The organism is Nostoc sp. C052 (assembly GCF_013393905.1).
Classification (GTDB): domain Bacteria; phylum Cyanobacteriota; class Cyanobacteriia; order Cyanobacteriales; family Nostocaceae; genus Nostoc.
On sequence record NZ_CP040272.1, the window covers coordinates 7,154,974 to 7,174,645 of the forward strand.

The 19,672-nt window shown below is 40.4% G+C and carries 14 protein-coding genes and 1 pseudogene; 6 read left to right on the plus strand and 9 right to left on the minus strand.

The window, feature by feature from the left end; all coding sequences use genetic code 11:
- Positions 1-55 precede the first annotated feature (55 nt).
- Both FD723_RS29565 and FD723_RS29570 read right to left on the minus strand, forming a co-directional pair.
- On the minus strand, positions 56-973 hold the full coding sequence (locus tag FD723_RS29565; RefSeq protein ID WP_179068529.1) for a histone deacetylase: 918 nt from the start codon (positions 971-973) through the stop codon (positions 56-58).
- A 54-nt stretch (positions 974-1,027) separates the two neighbouring features.
- A pseudogene (locus FD723_RS29570) lies at positions 1,028-1,171 on the minus strand (transposase); the annotation flags it as partial.
- A 126-nt stretch (positions 1,172-1,297) separates the two neighbouring features.
- Here FD723_RS29570 and FD723_RS29575 point away from each other — a divergent pair.
- Positions 1,298-2,476 (plus strand): DNA double-strand break repair nuclease NurA, encoded by a 1,179-nt coding sequence (locus FD723_RS29575; protein WP_179068530.1) that lies wholly within the window; start codon positions 1,298-1,300, stop codon positions 2,474-2,476.
- 230 nt (positions 2,477-2,706) lie between these two features.
- Here the strand turns inward: FD723_RS29575 and FD723_RS29580 are convergent, their stop codons facing one another.
- From FD723_RS29580 to lepB, 5 genes are all read right to left on the minus strand, one after another.
- The gene (locus FD723_RS29580; RefSeq protein ID WP_179068531.1) at positions 2,707-4,026 is read right to left on the minus strand and encodes a response regulator; all 1,320 of its coding nucleotides are present in this window, start codon (positions 4,024-4,026) and stop codon (positions 2,707-2,709) included.
- Positions 4,027-4,293: 267 nt separating this feature from the next.
- Complete coding sequence (locus FD723_RS29585) at positions 4,294-6,129, minus strand: GGDEF domain-containing response regulator (RefSeq protein ID WP_179068532.1); 1,836 nt, start codon at positions 6,127-6,129, stop codon at positions 4,294-4,296.
- Positions 6,126-9,755 carry an ATP-binding protein gene (locus FD723_RS29590; protein ID WP_179068533.1) on the minus strand — a complete coding sequence of 1,210 codons (3,630 nt, stop codon included), beginning with the start codon at positions 9,753-9,755 and terminating at the stop codon, positions 6,126-6,128. The genes FD723_RS29585 and FD723_RS29590 overlap by 4 nt, the downstream gene beginning before the upstream one ends.
- A 500-nt stretch (positions 9,756-10,255) precedes the next feature.
- Positions 10,256-11,050, minus strand: coding sequence for an MOSC domain-containing protein (locus FD723_RS29595; RefSeq protein ID WP_179068534.1), 795 nt, complete (start codon positions 11,048-11,050; stop codon positions 10,256-10,258).
- 114 nt (positions 11,051-11,164) lie between these two features.
- Positions 11,165-11,806, minus strand: coding sequence for a signal peptidase I (lepB, locus tag FD723_RS29600; protein WP_179068535.1), 642 nt, complete (start codon positions 11,804-11,806; stop codon positions 11,165-11,167).
- A 391-nt stretch (positions 11,807-12,197) separates the two neighbouring features.
- On the opposite strand from lepB, the gene FD723_RS29605 reads away from it, so the two are divergent.
- Entirely contained in the window at positions 12,198-13,517 is a 1,320-nt protein-coding gene (locus FD723_RS29605) for a dihydroorotase (RefSeq protein ID WP_179068536.1), read from the plus strand.
- Between the two features lie 513 nt (positions 13,518-14,030).
- The gene (locus FD723_RS29610) at positions 14,031-15,206 is read left to right on the plus strand and encodes a patatin-like phospholipase family protein (protein WP_179068537.1); all 1,176 of its coding nucleotides are present in this window, start codon (positions 14,031-14,033) and stop codon (positions 15,204-15,206) included.
- A gap of 953 nt (positions 15,207-16,159) precedes the next feature.
- Here the strand turns inward: FD723_RS29610 and tsaE are convergent.
- Both tsaE and yvcK read right to left on the minus strand, forming a co-directional pair.
- Positions 16,160-16,615 (minus strand): tRNA (adenosine(37)-N6)-threonylcarbamoyltransferase complex ATPase subunit type 1 TsaE, encoded by a 456-nt coding sequence (gene tsaE, locus FD723_RS29615; protein WP_179068538.1) that lies wholly within the window; start codon positions 16,613-16,615, stop codon positions 16,160-16,162.
- Positions 16,616-16,625: 10 nt separating this feature from the next.
- On the minus strand, positions 16,626-18,035 hold the full coding sequence (gene yvcK, locus FD723_RS29620; protein WP_179068539.1) for a gluconeogenesis factor YvcK family protein: 1,410 nt from the start codon (positions 18,033-18,035) through the stop codon (positions 16,626-16,628).
- 254 nt (positions 18,036-18,289) lie between these two features.
- On the opposite strand from yvcK, the gene ruvC reads away from it, so the two are divergent.
- The 3 genes from ruvC (at position 18,290) to FD723_RS29635 (ending at position 19,667) form a co-directional block, all read left to right on the plus strand.
- Complete coding sequence (ruvC, locus tag FD723_RS29625) at positions 18,290-18,781, plus strand: crossover junction endodeoxyribonuclease RuvC (RefSeq protein WP_179068540.1); 492 nt, start codon at positions 18,290-18,292, stop codon at positions 18,779-18,781.
- Positions 18,782-18,924: 143 nt separating this feature from the next.
- Positions 18,925-19,281: an IS630 transposase-related protein gene (locus FD723_RS29630; protein ID WP_179065332.1), complete on the plus strand. Its 357-nt coding sequence runs from the start codon at positions 18,925-18,927 to the stop codon at positions 19,279-19,281.
- A gap of 35 nt (positions 19,282-19,316) precedes the next feature.
- Positions 19,317-19,667, plus strand: a complete 351-nt coding sequence (locus FD723_RS29635) for a transposase (RefSeq protein ID WP_179068541.1) — start codon at positions 19,317-19,319, stop codon at positions 19,665-19,667.
- Positions 19,668-19,672: the final 5 nt, after the last annotated feature.

The window sequence follows — 19,672 nt, forward strand, 5'->3', positions numbered from 1 at the left end:
CGTACCTTTGCGTTTAAAAACTTTACGATTTTGGGTAGTATTGCCCATTAAATAACTATAGTTTGTACTGCTGATAAACTTCACTGGCGGCGCGATGCAGTAGGGAATGCCGCCATACTAGAGACTTCATATCATCAGCATAACCGCCGCCAATAACGCAAGCGACAGGATAACCACCACTCATACAGGTACTCAAAACCTGCATTTCTCGGCGAAAAATGCCAGCATCGGTAAGAGCCAATTTTCCCAAGCGATCGCCTATATGAGGGTCAACACCAGCATCATAAAATACTAAATCTGGCTTGACTTTAGACAATAAATCTGATAGATAATTTGCCAAAGTTTGTAAATAGGCGTCATCCTCCATTCCTATCGGCAAAGGAACATCCAAATCGCTATTTTGTTTTGTACCGGGGAAATTGACTTCGCAGTGCATAGAAAAAGTAAAAACGCTGTCGTCGTTTTGGAAGATAAAAGCTGTGCCGTCTCCTTGATGGACATCCAAATCTACAATCAGAATTTTTTGAACGAATCCAAATTTTTGTAAAACGCGACAGGCGATCGCTAAATCGTTGAAAATACAAAAACCAGATCCATAACTAGGAAAGGCATGATGAGTTCCACCAGCCGTATTACAAGCTAAACCTTGACTTAGTGCCAGTTTCGCAGTCAGTATTGTACCACCCACTGCTACACAAGTCCGATTTGCTAACGCCGGACTCCAAGGCAAACCAATACGGCGCTGTGCTTTGGCATCTAAGGTTCCTTCACAATAAGCTTGAACGTAGCTTGCGGTATGGACTAACTCTATCAATTCTGGTGGCGGACGTTCAGGAGTGTGAAATTGTTCTTGATTTGCGACACCATCAGCTAACAGTAATTCGTAGAGTTGTCGGAACTTAGACATCGGGAAGCGATGCCCTTCTGGTAGCGGGGCAATATAATCTGGGTGGTAAATAATTGGCAAGTCCATAAGGAAAGAAAATCGGTTCTTCGGTTACTTTTATGGAGAATTAATAGAAAAGTGCTAGTTTAATAAACTGCGTAATCGAAAATTGCTAAAGTTATGAAAGCCATACCCAAGTCTTTTAATTAACTTGAGTTTATTATTAATTCCTTCTACAGTACCACTGGTAGTTCTGCCATCAAAATAACCGACTATTTCCCCAAACTATCTCACCATTGTCCCTCAATACTTCTGGGTTTTGCATTTTTAACTCGGAATCGGGTTTGGGGTAAATGGTAAGGGTTATATGATTCTTATATCAATTCACTCCTCACTTAGCACTCAACTTTTATGCTTGACCTAACAAAACTAGCGCGACAAATGCAGGGTTTAAGTCAGCATCTTACTTTAGAAGCTGCTGCCAGTCGTCAGCGTTTAGAACTGGCACAACAACATTTAAAAAATGCTTACGAGTCTCAACAAGATTTAATCGATCGCCAGGAAAAATGGCGCGATCGCATTCTCTTTGCTAATGCTACCCCAATCGAGCCGCTAGAAACCTGCATTGATATTCCAGTTCCCCCAAAAATTCATACTGTCATCGCTACTGATGGTTCCCAAATTGCCCCCAACCATCACGAAATTGCTTATTGTTATCTCCTAAATATCGGCAGAGTCGTCTTGCACTATGGACAAAATCGCCATCCGTTACTCGATAGTTTGCCAGAAGTATTTTATCGCCCAGAAGATTTATATATGTCTCGGCAGTGGGGAATTAGAACTGAGGAATGGATGAGTTTTCGCCGCACTGCTTCTGAAGCAACGGTGTTGGCAGAACTGGCGTGCGATGCAGCGCAAAAGGAAACCCCAGCGCTAGCAATGGTAGATGGTTCGCTAATTTACTGGTTTTTAGAACAGTTGCCGATGGATGCACGCGATCGCATTTTACCCCCCATTCTCGAAGCTTGGCAGCAAATGCGTGATGCTCAAATTCCGTTGATGGGCTATCTTAGCGCCTCTCGTAGCATCGAAACAATGAATTTTTTACGCTTGTTGGCTTGTCCCCATCCAGCGCCAGATTGTAAAAGTCATTGCCCAAATCAACTAGAAAAAGTACCTTGTAAAATTTTTGAACAGTTGCGAGATACTTCTGTTTGGGCAACTCGACTCAAACCAGGACAACGCAGTACCCTGTGGCGCAGTAATTCTCCCATTCTCGAACTCTACGGCGATCAAACAATTTACTTTTGTTATGTCCACGTTGGCACCGAAATCGCCCGCATCGAAGTTCCGGCATGGGTAGCGGAGAATGCAGCCATGTTAGATCAAGCACTGGGATTGATGTTAGCACAAGTGCAAAAAGGATATGGCTACCCTGTAGCGATCGCTGAAGCCCATAATCAAGCAGTAGTAAAAGGTGGCGATCGAGCGCGTTTCTTTGCCCTACTCGAACAACAAATGATTAAAGCTGGTTTGAAAAATGTGGGAACTTCCTACAAAGAAGCTAGAAAGCGCGGGAGTATTGCGTGAAGGCTACGGCACACAAGTCGAATTACCCCCCTTAATCCCCGTTTTAAGGGTAGGTATTTAACAAAGGTGTATTTTTGCAGGTAAAATAATTATCTAGCTATTGAATGCTTGTTTAAAGACGGTAAAAAAAGTTAACACCACAACTCCATGTCTCTGAAATCACCCTCTCCACTGCTTGATTTTTAAATACCTACCCTTAAAAGCTCTGCTCCCCTGCCTCCCCAGTCCCTTTAAACCTGCAATGAAATCTCAGGTTGCTCTATGGGAATTTCGATCGCAAATTCTGCTCCTTTACCAACAGATGAGTTACAGGTAATATTTCCTCGGTGTTTTTTGACGATAATCTGATAGCTAATAGATAATCCTAGCCCACTACCTTTACCCACAGGTTTTGTGGTAAAAAATGGGTCAAATAAACGCGATCGCAATGATTCTTCAATCCCAAGACCATTATCTGCGATCGCAATTTTGACCATATTTAAGTCTGTCACCTCTGTATGAATCCGAATTTGGGGAGTAGAAAGTAGGGAGTAGGGAGGAGAAGATTTATTCTCCACTCCCTCTTCTATTGCATCAATAGCATTATTCAACAAATGCATAAATACTTGATTTAGTTCACTCGCGTAACAAGTTACTAGGGGTAAATTACCATAATCTTTCACTATAATAATTGCCGAGCGTTCGGCTGTTTCTCTGAGCCGATGTTGTAACATCACCAAAGTATTTTCAATGTCTTCATGGATATTTACCCGCTTCATCTCTGCCTCATCGTGCCGAGAGAAGTGTTGTAGCGCCAGTACAATTTCCCGAATCCGATCAGAGCCTCTATACATTGCACCTATCAGGTTTTGTAGATCCTTAATCATAAAATTCAGGTCTATATCTTTGGCTATTTCCTGAATTTTTGGTGTGGGTTTGGGATATTCCTGTTGATAGACCTCGATCATATTTACTAGGTCTTCTACATATTGACCAGCATATTGGAGATTCCCATAAATGAAACTGATTGGATTGTTAATCTCATGAGCCAGCCCAGCTACTAACTGTCCCAACGCCACCATCTTTTCGTTCTGAATTTGTTGAACTTGAGAGGCTTGCAAATTATTTAAAGCCTGTTGGAGTAAAAAGTTTTTTTCTTGTAGTTTAACTTGGAGCAAACGTAAATTAATCTGGTTTTCAATTCGCAACACTACCTCTGCCCCATGAAACGGTTTGGCAATATAATCTACACCACCAACATCAAAAGCTTTTACCTTATCTACAACATCATCCAGGGCGCTAATAAAAATTACTGGAACTTCGCAAGTTTTCTCGTCAGCTTTCAGTTGTTGACAAACTTCATAGCCATCCATCCCTGGCATGTTGATATCCAGCAAAATTACATCAGGCAAAACCATTTGACATGCAGTCAGTGCCATTTTACCGTTTAAGGCTTTGCGAACTTCAAAACCTTGTGCAGTCAACATCGCCGATAAAAGCCGTAAATTATCTGGCGTATCATCTACCACCAAAATATTTCTTTTGTAATTGTTAGTTTGATTAAAATGCATTATTATCAGAAGTTATGCGTATAATTATTGAGGATAGTAAATGCTTATTTGAAATCACCCTAAAATTTGCTGACCAATTTCACCAAAATACTTATATTTATAGTCTAACTCCCACGGTGGTTAGAGAGTTTTGCTGAATATAAAAGCTATTAACCAATTATGAGCTTTATCTAAGGGGAGCAACTTTTTAAAACAAGGTGTACTTGTTTAAAATCCTTAAATTGATTTATGGAATTTGCCTCCTACTTATCCCCGATTATTTAATATCTACCATTGAGGCGCTGCGGCGAGCAACTTCAGAACTAATTGTTGTTCTATGGGTTGAGAAAACAGATATCCTTGAGCAAAATTACAGTTTAAACTTCTCAATTGCGCTAACTGTTCTTCTGTTTCGACACCTTCTGCGATCGCACTCATCCCCATTGAGTTAGCAATACCAATCATTGCTGGTACTAACCCCATATTTTCTTTATTCTCCTGCATACGTTTGACGAAAGACTGATCGATTTTAAGTGCATTAAAAGGAAAGCTGTGCAGGTAACTTAGAGATGAATATCCTGTACCAAAGTCATCCATAATTAACTTAATTTTTCGCTGCTTTAGTTGTTGCAGAATTAGTTTAATTGCATGACTGTTTTCCATAATTACACTTTCGGTAATTTCTAATTCCAAATATGCCGGATCTATTTTATTTTCATAAATTATTCGGTCGATTTGTTGTACAAAATTCGGCTGTAAAAATAATCTAGCACTCAAATTGACACTCATAGTTAGAGGTTCTGGTGTCACCGGAAAATGTTGCCAGATGCTTAATTGATGACAAGCTGACTGTAATACCCAAGTATTGATGGCATTAATCAAACCCGTTTCTTCAGCCACAGGAATAAATTCTGTGGGAGAAACTAAACCACGAATCGGATGTCGCCAGCGCACCAAGGCTTCAAATCCAGAAATAATACCTGTATTCAAAGAAACAATTGGCTGATAATAAACGAGGAATTCTTGCCTTTCCACAGCCCTTCGTAGGTCATTTTCTAACTCTAAAAGCTGAATAGCCTCCTGATGCATTGCTGGATTGAAGACGTGATATTTACCTCTTCCTTGAGCCTTAGCCCGATACATTGCTGTATCAGCATCTCGCAATAAATACTCTGGGCGATCGTAATCTTTATTACCCCAACTAATGCCAATACTGGCATTCATAAATACTTCATATCTTGATAGTTTAAAAGCAAGGGATAGCTGTTGCAAAATCTGTTCAGCAACTTGGATTGCTATATTGATATCTGTGATATTTTCTAGGAGGACGCCAAATTCGTCACCGCCCAATCGTGCTAGAGTATCAATAGGAATCAAACATGCTTGCAGGCGGCGGGCGATGCCTATCAGCAATTCATCTCCCACCAAATGGCCGAGAGAATCATTGACAACTTTGAAGCGATCGCAGTCCAAAAAAAGCACTGCAAACTGATAACTAGATTCTTGCTTCGCCCGATTTAGAGCATTTTCTAGTCGCCTAATAAATAAAACTCGGTTTGGTAATCCAGTCAGTGAATCATGCAATGCTATATCTAGCAATTGGCTTTGCAATTTCTGGCGTGAATGGATTTCTTGTTGAAGTTTTTGGAGAGTTTTTTCTAGCTCACTAGTCCGCTCTTTTACCCGATCTTCTAGTTCGGCATTTAGTTTCAATATTTCTAACCGCGCCGATCTCAATGCCAGTTGATTTTGCACGCGTATTAAAACTTCTTGAAACTCAAAAGGTTTGGTAATGTAGTCTACACCCCCCACTCTAAAGGCTTTAACTTTATCAAAAACATCATCTAAAGCGCTAATAAAAATCACCGGAATATCGGCTGTTAGTTCCCAAGCTTTAAAAGTCTGACAAATTTCATAGCCATCTACTTCTGGCATCATAATATCGAGTAGAATCAAATCCGGTAATACTGTTTGAGTTGCTGTCAGTGCCATTTGCCAGTTTAAGGCTTTACGAACGTTATACCCTTCCCTTGTCAATATGGAGGATAAAACTCGGAGGTTATCCGCCATATCATCAATGATCAAAATATCTTTTTTATCAGGGTCTAAATGCTCGTAATTCATTCTACGTTGGTTCTAGTCAATTCCATGATTTTCTCAAACTGGTAGTTATTTGCTAAATCCCTAAGAACTTGGAAAACTTGACCATTATCTGATGGAATTTGCTTGAGTAACTCTAAAATCAGTTCATCGCTACAGCTGGCTGCGGCGTAGTGGATCTGTTGGAGCCACTCAGGTGACATTTGTGATAAATGTCTCAGGAGTTCGGCAGCACTGACAAACATCTGTGTAGATTGATCCACAAACACTGTGTTTGTGGTTTCTACTTGGTTGGTATATTTTAAACCCAGATGTTGGCTCAGTTTTTCCAATAATACTTCTTGTGTGAATGGCTTGCGAATAAAATCGTCGCAACCAATGGATAAAATTTTCTGTCGTTCTTCCTCAAAGGCGCTGGCAGTTAAGGCAATAACGATCGTGTGTGTATTGGGGCGATCTGGCGTTGCTTCAGAGAAGTTGTAAGGAGAAGCCAAGGCTGTTGGCATTAACTTTGCCAACGCAGCACTAGTTGCTTCGCCTACGGGAGACGCTTTGCGTACAACTTTGATTGTCTCGGAGTTAGCTGAATCGGTTAACCCTCCTGTCAGGTAATGGCTTCCCGATGATGCCAGTTGTTTGAATTTTGGGAACCTCCGCAATGTATTGGCTTCCCCATGTCCGATTTCTCTAGCTTTAATTATTCTTGTGGCTTCATAACCGTCCATAACTGGCATTCGCATATCCATAAAAATCAAGTGTGGTTGCCAAGATTCCCAATTTGCGATCGCTTCACGACCATCTGTAGCTTCCCGGACTTCAAAACCTAGAGATGTAAGAATTTTAACTAGCAATAGACGGCTTTCTCTGGAGTCATCAACTACTAAGATACGGTATGCTTTCTCACTAAGGGTTAAAGCTATAATTTTGGATTTAATTTGATTTGTCGGGATTTCTCTGGGGCAAGTGAGAGCAATCTGAATATTAAAGGTAAATGTACTACCCACACCAGGTATACTGCTGACACTAATATCTCCCCCCATCAGTTGTACATATTTGCGACTAATCGCCAAACCTAATCCCGTCCCTTGTTGCGATTTTCTGCCGATTTCAGTTTGCTCAAAAGCCTCAAACAACAAGTCAAGTTCTTGAGGAGCAATACCACAGCCAGTATCTTGGATCTCGAAGATTAGGGAGTGGGGAGTGGGGAGTGGGGAGTGGGGATTAGAGATTGGGAATTGGGGATTGGTTATTAATTCCTCTACCCCTGCTTCCTGCTTCCTACTCCCCACTCCCCAGTCCCCATCCCCCAGTCTCACACTTAATGTCACGCTCCCCGAATCAGTAAATTTGATGGCATTTCCTAAGAGATTGATCAAGACTTGACACAGTTTATTTTCATCCGTTTCTATGTACTTAGGAATATCTTGTGTATATTTAAACAGTAATTCTAAATTTTTAGATGCAGCACGCAAGTGCAACATTTCTTCTAAGTTCTTCAATAGATGAATTAAGTCAAAGCTGCTGCGATTTAATGTGATTCTGCCAGCTTCGATTTTGGACATTTCTAGAATGTCGTTAATTAAGTTGAGTAGATGTTCGCCAGCCCGATTAATAATTGCTAAGTTTTCTTGATGTTCGTCAGATAGTGAATAATCTCGACTCATAACTTGGGTAAAACCCAGAATGGCGTTGAGTGGGGTACGCAGTTCGTGGCTCATGTTAGCCAAGAATTCACTTTTGGCGAGGTTGGCGGCGGCGCTTCGCGCGGCTTCTCGAACAGCAGCTTGTTGCTCTTGTGCAGCGATTTTTTGTGATTCAATCAGTTCTTCTTGGGTGGTTTGCAGTTGCTCAATCACTTGTTGAAACTCTTCAGTACGTTTTTTGACTTGAGCCTCTAAGGTGCGATTGTATTCTGCTAATAATTTTTCTGTTTGCTTGCGTTGGGTGATATCAAAAAATGTAGCGATCGCAAAAGCTAGATTCCCCGATTCATCATAAATTGGCTTTCCTAAAACCTCAATGGGAATAATCTTGCCACAACGGCGAATTTCCATATTGTCAATTCTGGTGCTTTCCCCAAGCAATGCTCGCGAAATTGGTAGGCGATCGCAAGGGTAAAGTTGATCTGTCCCGGCAAGGTAAGCTTGATATACCTCTGATAATTCTTCGGTGTTAACTTCTGCTAGCGCTCCTTGACCAAGAATTTGCTGCCCAATTTGATTTATATAATAAGGTTCACCTTCTGCATCGATAATAAATACACCTACCGGCATGGCTTCTAAAAATTGAGTTAGCCGACTCTGACTGTGAGACAGTGCCTCATTTAAAACCTGCATCTCGGCATTCTTTGCTGACAAAGCACTGAAGGATGCTTGGAGTTGCTTTGCCATAGTTTCAAATGACTTTGCTAGTTCCCCCAGTTCATCGGAACGCTGAATTTCTGGTGTTTGCTCCCATTCACCTTGAGCAATTTTCTTCGCTGATGCGTTTAATTGTAAAATCGGTTTAATTACCCAGCGAGCAGTCAAAATCCCAATTCTTGTCGCTACTAAAAAAGCAACTATGCACAACAAAATAGTAATACGGGTGTTAGCGTTAATTTCCTCCATAAATTCACCTTCAGGAATCACCGCCACAATTAGCCAATCTAAACCCAATTCATCCTTCCAGTTTTTTACCTGCACAAAATAACGCATTCCGTCGGCAGTAAAACTTAGCTGTTGCTTATTTACAACAAACTTAAGACTGCCAAAGTGTTTGATTAAAGACTGTGTTGTAAGTCTAATTAAATAATTTTGACTATTTAATGCTGATAGCCGTTTTCCTTTACCATTGATGATTGTGTATGGTGGCTCGCTTGTAGAAGAAGCTACCATATATCCAGAACGCTCTAAAATAAAAGTTTTACCCGACTCTTTGATTTTTAAGTTGGCTAAAAATTTGCCGATTTGTGATAGAAGTAAATCAACACTAATCACCCCAACAAATTTGCGATTTTTATCGTAAATAGGATAGCTGGAAGATATGGATAAAATTTCTGGTTTATCTTCCCATTGATAAATTTGACTCCAAACTCGTTTGCCAATCTTGACTGGATCTGCATACCAAGCTTCTAGGCGAGGATCGTAATTTTTTACTTGCTGCAAATGGCGACGATTTCCTTGGTTGTCTGTAGGATAAATATAAAGTTTGCCTATACCATTCTTTTGGCTAACTTCATTAATCAAGAGCTTGCCATTATCTAGACGTTCAACGCCGATAAATTCACCTTTGGGATTGGCAAAACTGTTGTAGCCAACATTGAAAACCTGCATTTGTTTCCAAAAGTAATTGCTAGTAGTTTTAAAATCCGAAAGGTTGAGCAAACCTAGCTCAACTGCATCTAAATTGATTTGATTAATTTGCTTTGGGGTTGTTAAATAGCTATCAAGATGCTGTTCAATGCGATCGCAGATTTCATTTTCTAATTGAGTAGCAAGCTCATTTACGGCTTTTTGGCCATTTTGATACGAAAGATAGCCTACAAGTCCCACTGCCCCACAAATTTGTAGTATGAAGGGCACAATCAGAACATATCGTAGGGGCATTTTGGCATAAACTTTGCCAACTAAACAATTAATAGATTTGACGGGCTGAAGTTTGGATAACATTGTTGTTTAATTCTTCCCTAGTATATCTAGGGGTGTTCTGCCATATCAGCTACATTTTGTACCAGCATAATTACGGCGTACTATCACTTTAGTCATAGTGCATTATAACATTTTTAAGTATAAAAAAGAACATTTTATACTTATTTAACTAGCTGAGTTCCTCCAACGCCTAATTTTCAAACTTTGCGACTGCCAAGGCTGTTCGGGTACGCGATCGCGCCTGAATTCATTTTTATCTGGCAATGTATCAACAGATGTTCTCAGATAAGCTGAGATTTAACCGATTCCAGTATGCCATTCTAAAATCCAGGTCGCCATTAGCACCCAATCCTAAATTTAATTTTTAATTGCTGATGTCTTGATTTTCCGGTATCAAAACCTCTGGGCTTGTGCAAAAATTTATTTTTTACTACAACAATTTTAAAATTGTCATGCAAATACACAGTAAAAACAAAAAAATCCAAAAAAATTTACTTTGTATTTTCTATTTTTAAGAAATGTTAACTTTGTTGTGGAAGTATGTCAACCTCATCGCCAATTTGTAAAATTTTTCCGGCTGACGACGGAGGTAATTGGGTGTTGACACTCAAGCTGTAAAAGTGCTTAAAAGGTGTTGGAGAAACCCAATTTGGCAGAGTTGCTTGTCGTTGGGTTGCAAAGATTTTTTGAAAGTTTGGGTAAGCTTCCCCTAAAAACGAATCGCGTGTTGGAACTATACAACGCTGACACGGGTTAACCCCAAAAAAGTGTACATCTCCCACTCGAAAGGAGACTAAATCACCTGGTTCACTAAATAGCTGATCTTCCCAAAATGCTGGTACACCACTAATCTCGATATTTGCACGCATCCGACGGCGCATTTCATCTACACTTAAACCGGGGAACCAAGAAGCGACCTCTGTTAACGTTGCGGTACTAATTACCGTTGGGCCAAGTGAGTTTTTATCATCAGGAAAACCCATCAGAGAGTTTTGTCTCAATGTGACAGAAAACTCAAAAAAATCACTCAAAGTTGCTTCTAATGCTTGCCGTTCTTCATCCAGATGAAAAGTTTTTTGCGAGTCGCCACCGGGGATTTGCAACGAGATAGTTTTATCTAATAGTGCAAATTGTGCCCTTAGTAAAAGAATTTTAGGATGACGCTTGCCATTGACAAATCTACCCTGTTCGTCAACAATTGCAAACTCTCGGTCATATTGTAGTGCCCCACTAGCAAGAACTCTAGCATTCTCAACTTCAACACCATCTAATGACTTAACTGGATACAATAAAACCTTTGCTAGGTAAGGCGTCATAGCAATTTTGGATTTTAGTTCGCACCTTTGTTGCGCTTCCAGCGCAATTTGGATTTTGGATTAAAAATTGGTGTCAGAATTCTGACTTCTGAATTCTGACTTCTGAATTCTTAATTATGGATATACTGGCGATTTATCGATTCCGCCAACATGATTTAGAGGCCAGAAGCGAACTACAGCACGTCCAATAATATTCTGGCGGGGGACAAGACCCCAACAACGGCCGTCGTAACTACTGTTACGATTATCACCTAGTACTAAATATGAATCAGCTGGTATGGTCTGGGGTTTTGCTAAAAAAGGCGGCTGTGGCCCTGATTGGCAAACATCAATAACTGTGGTCTGCCCAGAACTGAGGTAATTTGCTTCTGGGAGAGGTTTATTGTTGATATAAACTTTGCCATCCTTAAGTTGTATTTTTTCTCCAGGTAGGGCAATTATACGTTTAATAAAAGCATCTTGATATTGTTCTTTTTGTAGCTCTTTTGTCGGTGAAAACACTACTATGTCGCCCCGTTGCGGGTCAGCAAATTTATACTTCAACTTATCGACAATAATTTTGTCTGCTTCCCACTGGTTTGGTGTACCATGAAGAGTTGGTTCCATTGATCCAGAAGGAATCCAGCGTGCTTCCGCAACAAAGGTACGAATTCCCAGAGCTAGAACAATGCTCAATACAATTGTTCTACCTAGCTCTGCGATCCAGGAATTATCAGGTTGTTGACTAGAGTTGTTATCAGACACTTGATTATGCATGAAATTACTTAACTTAACGAAAGATGTAGGTAATTAACTCGCCTAGTGAGACTTTATCTGTTAATCTTAACGGGAAATTTTTAATTTCCTAGTCATATTTGCATGTTGACTACCAATTTTAGATTGTGAAGGAGGCAGGGGGCAGGGAGCGGGGGGAAATGACCCCTGACTTCTGCGTTGGAATGAAGGGGGAAATATGTTCTTACGTCCCCCAATAAGAGTTAAGTGGTTCTCGTACCCTTCGGGAAGCTAGCGCAACATGCCTCTCTTGTTAAAAATAAACTTTTTTTTAAAGCGCGGCAAAAATTTGTTACTGCGATCGCGAATAAGTTTAACCTAAAAGCATGGTTCTCTGTAATACATAGCCTCCTGTCTAAACTTGGTTATCACTATGTCATCTCCAAAAAGTTTACTAATTCGCCGCGCTCGCATCATCTTACCCAATGGTGAACTGATGGTTGGGGATGTGTTGACGCGCGATCGCCAAATAGTCGAAGTTGCATCAGAAATACCCCAAACGGCAGTAGTCACTGAAGTTGACGCAGAAGGCTTAACTTTGTTGCCAGGAGTTATCGATCCGCAGGTACATTTTCGGGAACCTGGACTAGAACACAAGGAAGATTTATTTACCGCCAGTTGTGCCTGTGCGAAAGGGGGAGTCACTTCTTTTTTAGAAATGCCCAATACGCGCCCTCTGACAACCACACAGCAGGCTTTAGACGACAAGCTAGAACGTGCCTCACAGAAGTCCTTGGTTAATTATGGCTTTTTTATTGGGGCAACAGCAGAGAATCTACCAGATTTGCTTTTAGCAAAGCCAACACCGGGAATTAAGATTTTCATGGGTTCGATGCATGGTCAGTTGCTAATTGATGGTGAAACAGCATTAGAGGCGATATTTGCCAAAGGCGATCGCTTGATTGCTGTTCATGCCGAAGACCAAGCTAGAATTAACCAACGCCGCCAAGAATTTGCCAACATTCACGATCCAGCCATTCACTCGCAAATTCAAGACGATCAAGCGGCGTTGCTGGCAACCCAACAAGCATTAAAACTTTCTCAAAAATATCAACGTCGGCTGCATATTCTTCATTTGTCAACGGCACTGGAAGCAGATTTGCTGCGTCAGGAGAAACCAAGCTGGGTGACAGCAGAGGTAACACCACAACATTTGTTGTTGAATACTAGTGCTTATGAGGAGATTGGTACATTAGCACAGATGAATCCACCTTTGCGATCGCCCCACGATAACGAAGTTCTCTGGCAAGCTTTGCGCGATGGCGTGATTGATTTCATCGCCACAGATCACGCACCGCACACCTTAGAAGAAAAAGCTCAAGAATACCCCAATAGTCCTTCGGGAATGCCTGGGGTAGAAACTTCTCTCGCTTTGATGTTAACTGCGGCAATGCAAGGAAAGTGTACTGTAGCTCAAGTTGTGAACTGGATGTCTAAAGCTGTAGCTGTGGCTTATGGTATTCCCAATAAGGGAGCGATCGCACCTGGCTATGATGCCGATTTAGTGCTTGTAGATTTAAATACATATCATCCAGTGCGGCGCGAAGAACTTTTAACCAAATGCCATTGGAGTCCCTTTGAAGGCTGGAACCTCACCGGCTGGGCTAAAACCACTATTGTCGGTGGTGAAATAGTTTATGACAAAGGCCAGGTAAATACGCAATTACGGGGTCAAGCTTTAACTTTCTTATAGCAAATATTTATTTAAGCTTACGTAGTAGACAAATAATTTTACATCAAAGTCATACTTGAACTGGCAAGATTTTCATCTATCCAGAGTCAAGACTAAACCAATGCGGTTTGGTTAAAACCAAAAGGCGAAAATCCTTGTTTTTCCCCCTTTACCCTTTTAACCAAAGGGTATTGACTTGTCCATGTATCCAAAATTGCAACTTGAAACACTGAATTTATTTATAAGTGTTTCAAGTCAAATCTTCAATAATTACTCTCTTTCCACTATTTAAGATTACCTATTTTCTTTCCCCTGCTTGGCGTGCTTGGCGTCCTTCTCTAACGAGAGGCTAACGCGTTGGCGTCAGCCTCTCGCAGAGAAGGCGGTTCGTAAAAAAGCTTAGGTATTCTTTCAGTCGGATAGAAGTAAACAAAATGAGATTATATTGCAATTAATCTCATTTAATCCAGGTAATGTATTCCCTAGTAACTATGCCCGGAAACATAACCATAGAAATAATCAAGGAGAATTGCTATGTCCTTCAGAATTTTGACTTTAGACGGCGGCGGTATTCGCGGAATCGTTGCAGCACGAATCCTTCAACAAGTAGAACAAGAAATTAGAAATCAGGGTAAAGGAGAGTTTTTACACGAATATTTTGACCTGATTGCTGGCACTTCTACTGGTTCAATACTAACAGGAGGAATTGCTGTTGGAAAGACGAGTGATGAACTAATTCAACTGTATAGAGATCAGGGTAAAGAGATATTCCCACCGGATAGAAAAGAGCGCTATAAAAACTTTCCGTCTATCATCAGATCAATCCTTGAGGTTTTTTCAGCATCGAAATATTCTCATTATGGAATTACTAACGTCCTGAAAGAGGCATATTCTTATACAAGAATCAAGGATATTGAAAAACCCATTATCTTGATTCTTGCTTACGATACCCTATATCGCAATACAACCTTTTTTACAAATTGTCATCCCGACTTAGGAGATCGATGGTACGATGACTGTTATTTATGGGAAATATGTACCGCTTCTGCATCAGCACCCACTTTTTTCCCACCATATAAATTAGAACCTGTAGATAAACAAAAATTCGGTGATTGGGAATTCCCACACATTGACGGAGGAGTTTCTGCTAATAACCCTTCTCTGGCAGCTTTGAGTCTAGTTATGAGGGTAAGTCAGTCTTCAGTCTCTCAAGAAATCAAGGAACAATATAAACTGGATAATCTACGATTGGAAGATATTTCTATCCTTTCTATTGGCACTGGTCAAACTGGTGAACCATATCAATATGAGCAAATAAAAAGTTGGAGAGGTTTAGACTGGGTAAAAAATCTTACTAACATCTTTATGGAACCTACATCTGAGATTGGTAGTACGATTTGCCGACAAATTATGGGTGGATATGATTCTAAACGTTACTTACGTCTTCAGTTTGATTTAAATGAGACATTTAAACCTAAGCCAAAAGAGACTTATAAAGATCCTCGCATTGTATTACCTCCAGAAGATCGAACAAACCGATTTACAGGAGAAAAAGTCACTGAAGAAATAGATAATACTAATTCCGAGATTCTTCAGCAGTTAATAGATACTACCTCTGCATTTCTTGATCGAGGTCTTACGTACTATACCAGAGACGACTCTGGTTCGCCGATCAAAAAGGCGATCGCCTCTTTCATTAGAGATAACTAGTACTTTGTCAAGCTAGCTTTGAGGTTTCGTAGCAAAGTCATTACTACAAACTTGTTGACTATCAAGAATTTCAACTTGATCAACTACAGTGCATCCACGTAGGTATATTAACCTCAACTAATTTATGATAAAACATCTCGTATTTCTACGATAATTTCTGTAGAAATACGAGATGTTTTAGTTAATATTTTCTTGACATCAGTGCTAATTACAGATGTGAATATAAGAATTTCTTGCTAGTTACAAGTATTAAAACTAATTTAAAAAATTAAAAATTAGTCTCTTTTATGTATAGATTGTGAACTTAACTTGGGAATACTAAGTGTAAGGAAATTTAAGCGATGTATACAGAACTTGATTATTGTTTAATTTTTCTCTACTAGATTTAGTTGCTAAATGAATTCAGATTGCTTCCGTGAATGACAGTCAGGAACTAATCTAGTTCAACAAAACTGACTAAATTCTGTAAAAACTCTCATTTAACCCAACAACAGTTTATTTACGCTTGCTTGATTCGTACACCCATCTAAATCAGCTTTTTACTGCTTATTACAGCAATCAAGCTATTAGATGCCAAATCCTGAATATATATCCCGTTCAGTTAAGAATCCTGTAGGTTCAATACTATTCGGATAAGATATCTCTGCTTGGATTGACTCCCTTTTTAAGGTTATGAAGGGAAAAGTAGTCTCCCTTTTAAAAGAGAGCCAGTGCGTTACGAACTTTTCCAAACTTATAGTAACTGGCGTTAGTTTTGCTGACTGCCAATTTTCGATTGAAGAAAAGTCAATTTGAGATTTTTTAGTTGAGATAACAATGTTAGTAACTTACAGTGGTGAACGTGGTAGTGGCAGATAGGAGGAGTGTAAATTTCACTCTCGAATATTTGCAGAAATTTTTTATCTTGCGATCAAAAAAAGTGAAATTCCTCATATTGGAGTCGGGAGATAAGCTTAAATCACAGTAATGACTTTGCTAATATCATAATTGAATGGTACGAGTTCGACTTGACGAGTACCCCCATCTCCATAGGTCAAACTCACACTCAGATAACTATCTGGCTTGTAGGGTAATCGTTCAGCCCATTCAATTGCCACAATTCCTGGTATAAATTCAACACCTTCCCAGTAACTTTCTAAATTCAGGGCTGCAACTTCTTGTGGTTCTAAGCGATATAAATCCAGGTGGTAAAGGGGGAGGCATCCTTCTGTGTACTCATTAATCAGCGTGAAAGTAGGACTGACAATAGGTTCAACAATTCCCAAACCTTTGCCAATACCTTGAACTAGGGTAGTTTTGCCAGCCCCTAAATCACCTTCTAGTAAAATTACACTGCCAGGGGTCAGGGATTCACCAAAAGTAATACCTAAGTGTAGCGTCGCTTCTGCATCTGCAAGAAAAATTTTCATAATTTAGTCATTAGTCATTGGTCATCTTCCTTAATTTTGAATTTTGAATTCCCCGAAGCGGCTGACCTCTACCGTACCACCGCAATAACACTCGTGCTAGTTTCTGCGGATTGTGACGTACAAAACCTGTTTCATCTTCATATAAAACATTAGCTGGAACAATTCTCCGCCCTAGCTGAGTTACGGCTTCTCTATCCAGAAAAACGGGATGGGAGTTTTGTTGGGCGTAGCGGATGAGTGATTGCTCTGAGGGGGATTTTTTGTGTATTAGTACAGCATCGAATAGCCGTCTTTCCCCACAAGCAGCATCAATTGCTCTGATGTGGTCGGCAACAGTGTAACCTTCAGTTTCTCCTGGTTGAGTCATTATATTGCAGATATAAATACGGGGGGCATCTGTTTGAGCGATCGCATCAGCAATTTCTGGTACTAATAAATTAGGAATCAAACTTGTATAAAGGCTACCTGGGCCAATAATAATGTAATCAGCTTCTTTAAGTGCCTTAATTGCTGCTGGCACCGCTGGAGGATTAGCCGGAATGCAGCCAATTTTAACAATTTTACCGCCAGCTTTGGGAATACTAGACTCCCCATCAATACGGCGACCATCGGCTAATTCTGCCCAGAGGCGAACATCACTGAGAGTTGCTGGTAGTACTTGTCCGCGCACCGCTAGCACTTTAGAACTAGCTGCAACTGCTTGTTCTAAATCTCCAGTAATATCACTCATAGCCGTTAAAAACAAATTGCCAAAACTGTGACCCGTTAACCCATCTCCAGCCCGAAAACGGTATTGAAACAATTCTGTTAATAACTTTTCTTCATCGGCTAGCGCAGCCAAACAATTACGGATATCCCCTGGTGGTAGCACACCAAATTCTTGGCGCAACCGCCCAGAAGATCCGCCATCATCGGCGACAGTGACAATTGCAGTAATATTAGCGCTGTAGGTTTTCAACCCTCTCAACAACGTAGAAAGTCCCGTACCACCACCAATTACCACTATTTTTGGGCCTCGGTACAATCGACGATGAGCCAGCAAAACATCAATCAGTTCTTCTCCTCCTTCCGCTCTCAGTACCTTAGTAATTGAGCCGACAGTCCGAGTTTGCCCCCAAAGCACTAACAGCAAACCGCCAAGCAACACCAAAGGGCCGCTGATATAGTTGGGTAAGATGTTGGTGATTACTCCCAGAAAATTCCTAATCAACTCAATCATCAAAAAAATTGGGGTCAGCTTAATCCAGATAGCTAACCCCAAACTTGCCAGCAGTACACCCCCAACACTAATCAACAACCAACGTTTTACCGATAGTCCAGGGGATAACCATTTGAACCACTGGTTAACCCGATAGGAAGTACGAGAGCGCGACTGCTTTTGCAGGGCGTTGAGGGCTTGTCTCAGAAAACCAATTGACATACCTGATTCGGAGCAGTGCTACAAACAATAATTAACAGAAAACGTACACCACTTGGTTTAAAACCATAGGCGTGAAACTATTATATTTGTCAATCCCATTAGACTAAGAATAAGTGGTCAAGATTGCCAGTATTCCTAGTGAGAGAATTTTTCGGGTATTTAGACGCCAACTGAGAGACTGAGCAAGAAGTGGTGTAGTTTAATTACTTGAAAAGTACTGTAAAAAATATCCTGGCTTGGTAAAAGTGAATTTAATGGAAAAACGAATTTTAGGATTAGATCCAGGATTGGCAATTTTAGGATTTGGGGCAATTAGCTGCACACAAAATCCCAACAAAATACCAGAGACTACAGTAAATATGCTGGATTTTGGAGTAATTAAAACGTCAGCAGATGTAGAAATGGGACAGCGCCTATGTACCTTATTCGATGACTTACACACCGTAATGGAGGAATTTCAACCAGATTTGGTTGCGATCGAGAAACTATTCTTCTATCGGATGTCAAGTACAATTCTGGTTGCACAGGCGCGGGGTATAGTTATTTTAGTGTTGGGGCAGCGTCGTCTTCCCTACGTAGAGTTTACTCCTGCTCAAATTAAACAAGCTTTAACAGGCTATGGCAATGCCGATAAGTCGGAAGTGCAAGAAGCGGTGGCGAGGGAGTTAGATTTAGATGAGATTCCTAAGCCGGATGATGCTGCGGATGCGTTGGCGGTGGCTTTGACGGCTTCGTATCAGATGTAGAGGTGTACACAAACAATAAAGTTCTTTACTGGTTCGTAAAGTCCTTTACTAACTGTCACAGAGTAAAAATATTTACAGCAATTTGATATCAAACCCACCACAAAGCTCGTAAACTGTAAAAATGTTAAGAATAGTATTTAAAGATGGCAGCATATTCAATTGACTTACGACAAAAGATATTAAGTGCGTGGCAAAACAAAGAAGGCGGCCAAAGGGAATTAGCAAAACGATTTAAAGTCAGTTTGTCTTTTATTCGTGACTTTTTATGCCGGTATCGAGAGACGGCAGAGATTGCTGCCGGACCCCAAGGAGGAGACCGCCGCTCGAAGCTTAATAGTATTGAGCAAGAATTGTTAAAGGTAATCGTGACAGAGCAAAGCGATATATATTTGCGAGAAATTCAAGAAGCCATAAAAGAGCGCACAGAAATAGACGTAAGTATATCCAGTTTATCCCGCACTCTTAAACGCTTAAAATTAAATCGGAAAAAAAAACTTTAGTATCGACTGAGCAAACTACAGAAAGAGTACAAAAATTGCGCTATGAATTTCGACTTTGGCTAGATACGATAGATGTCAAAAACCTGATATTTATTGATGAAATAGGTGTAAATCTGTCTATGACAAGACATTATGCCAGAGGAATTGACGGCGGAAGAATCTATGATGAGCGACCAGGTAATAAAGGCAAAAACATCACCGTAATTGGGGCTATGAGTGATGAGGGATTAATTGCCACTATGACTTTTCCAGGTAGTCTGAACACTGCTAGCTTTTTAGTTTTTATTGAGCAAATATTACTACCTCAGTTATGGATTGGAGCAATTATAGTCATGGACAATTTACCCGTTCATTATGCTGCAACTGCAAAATCTGGCGTTGCATAATAGAG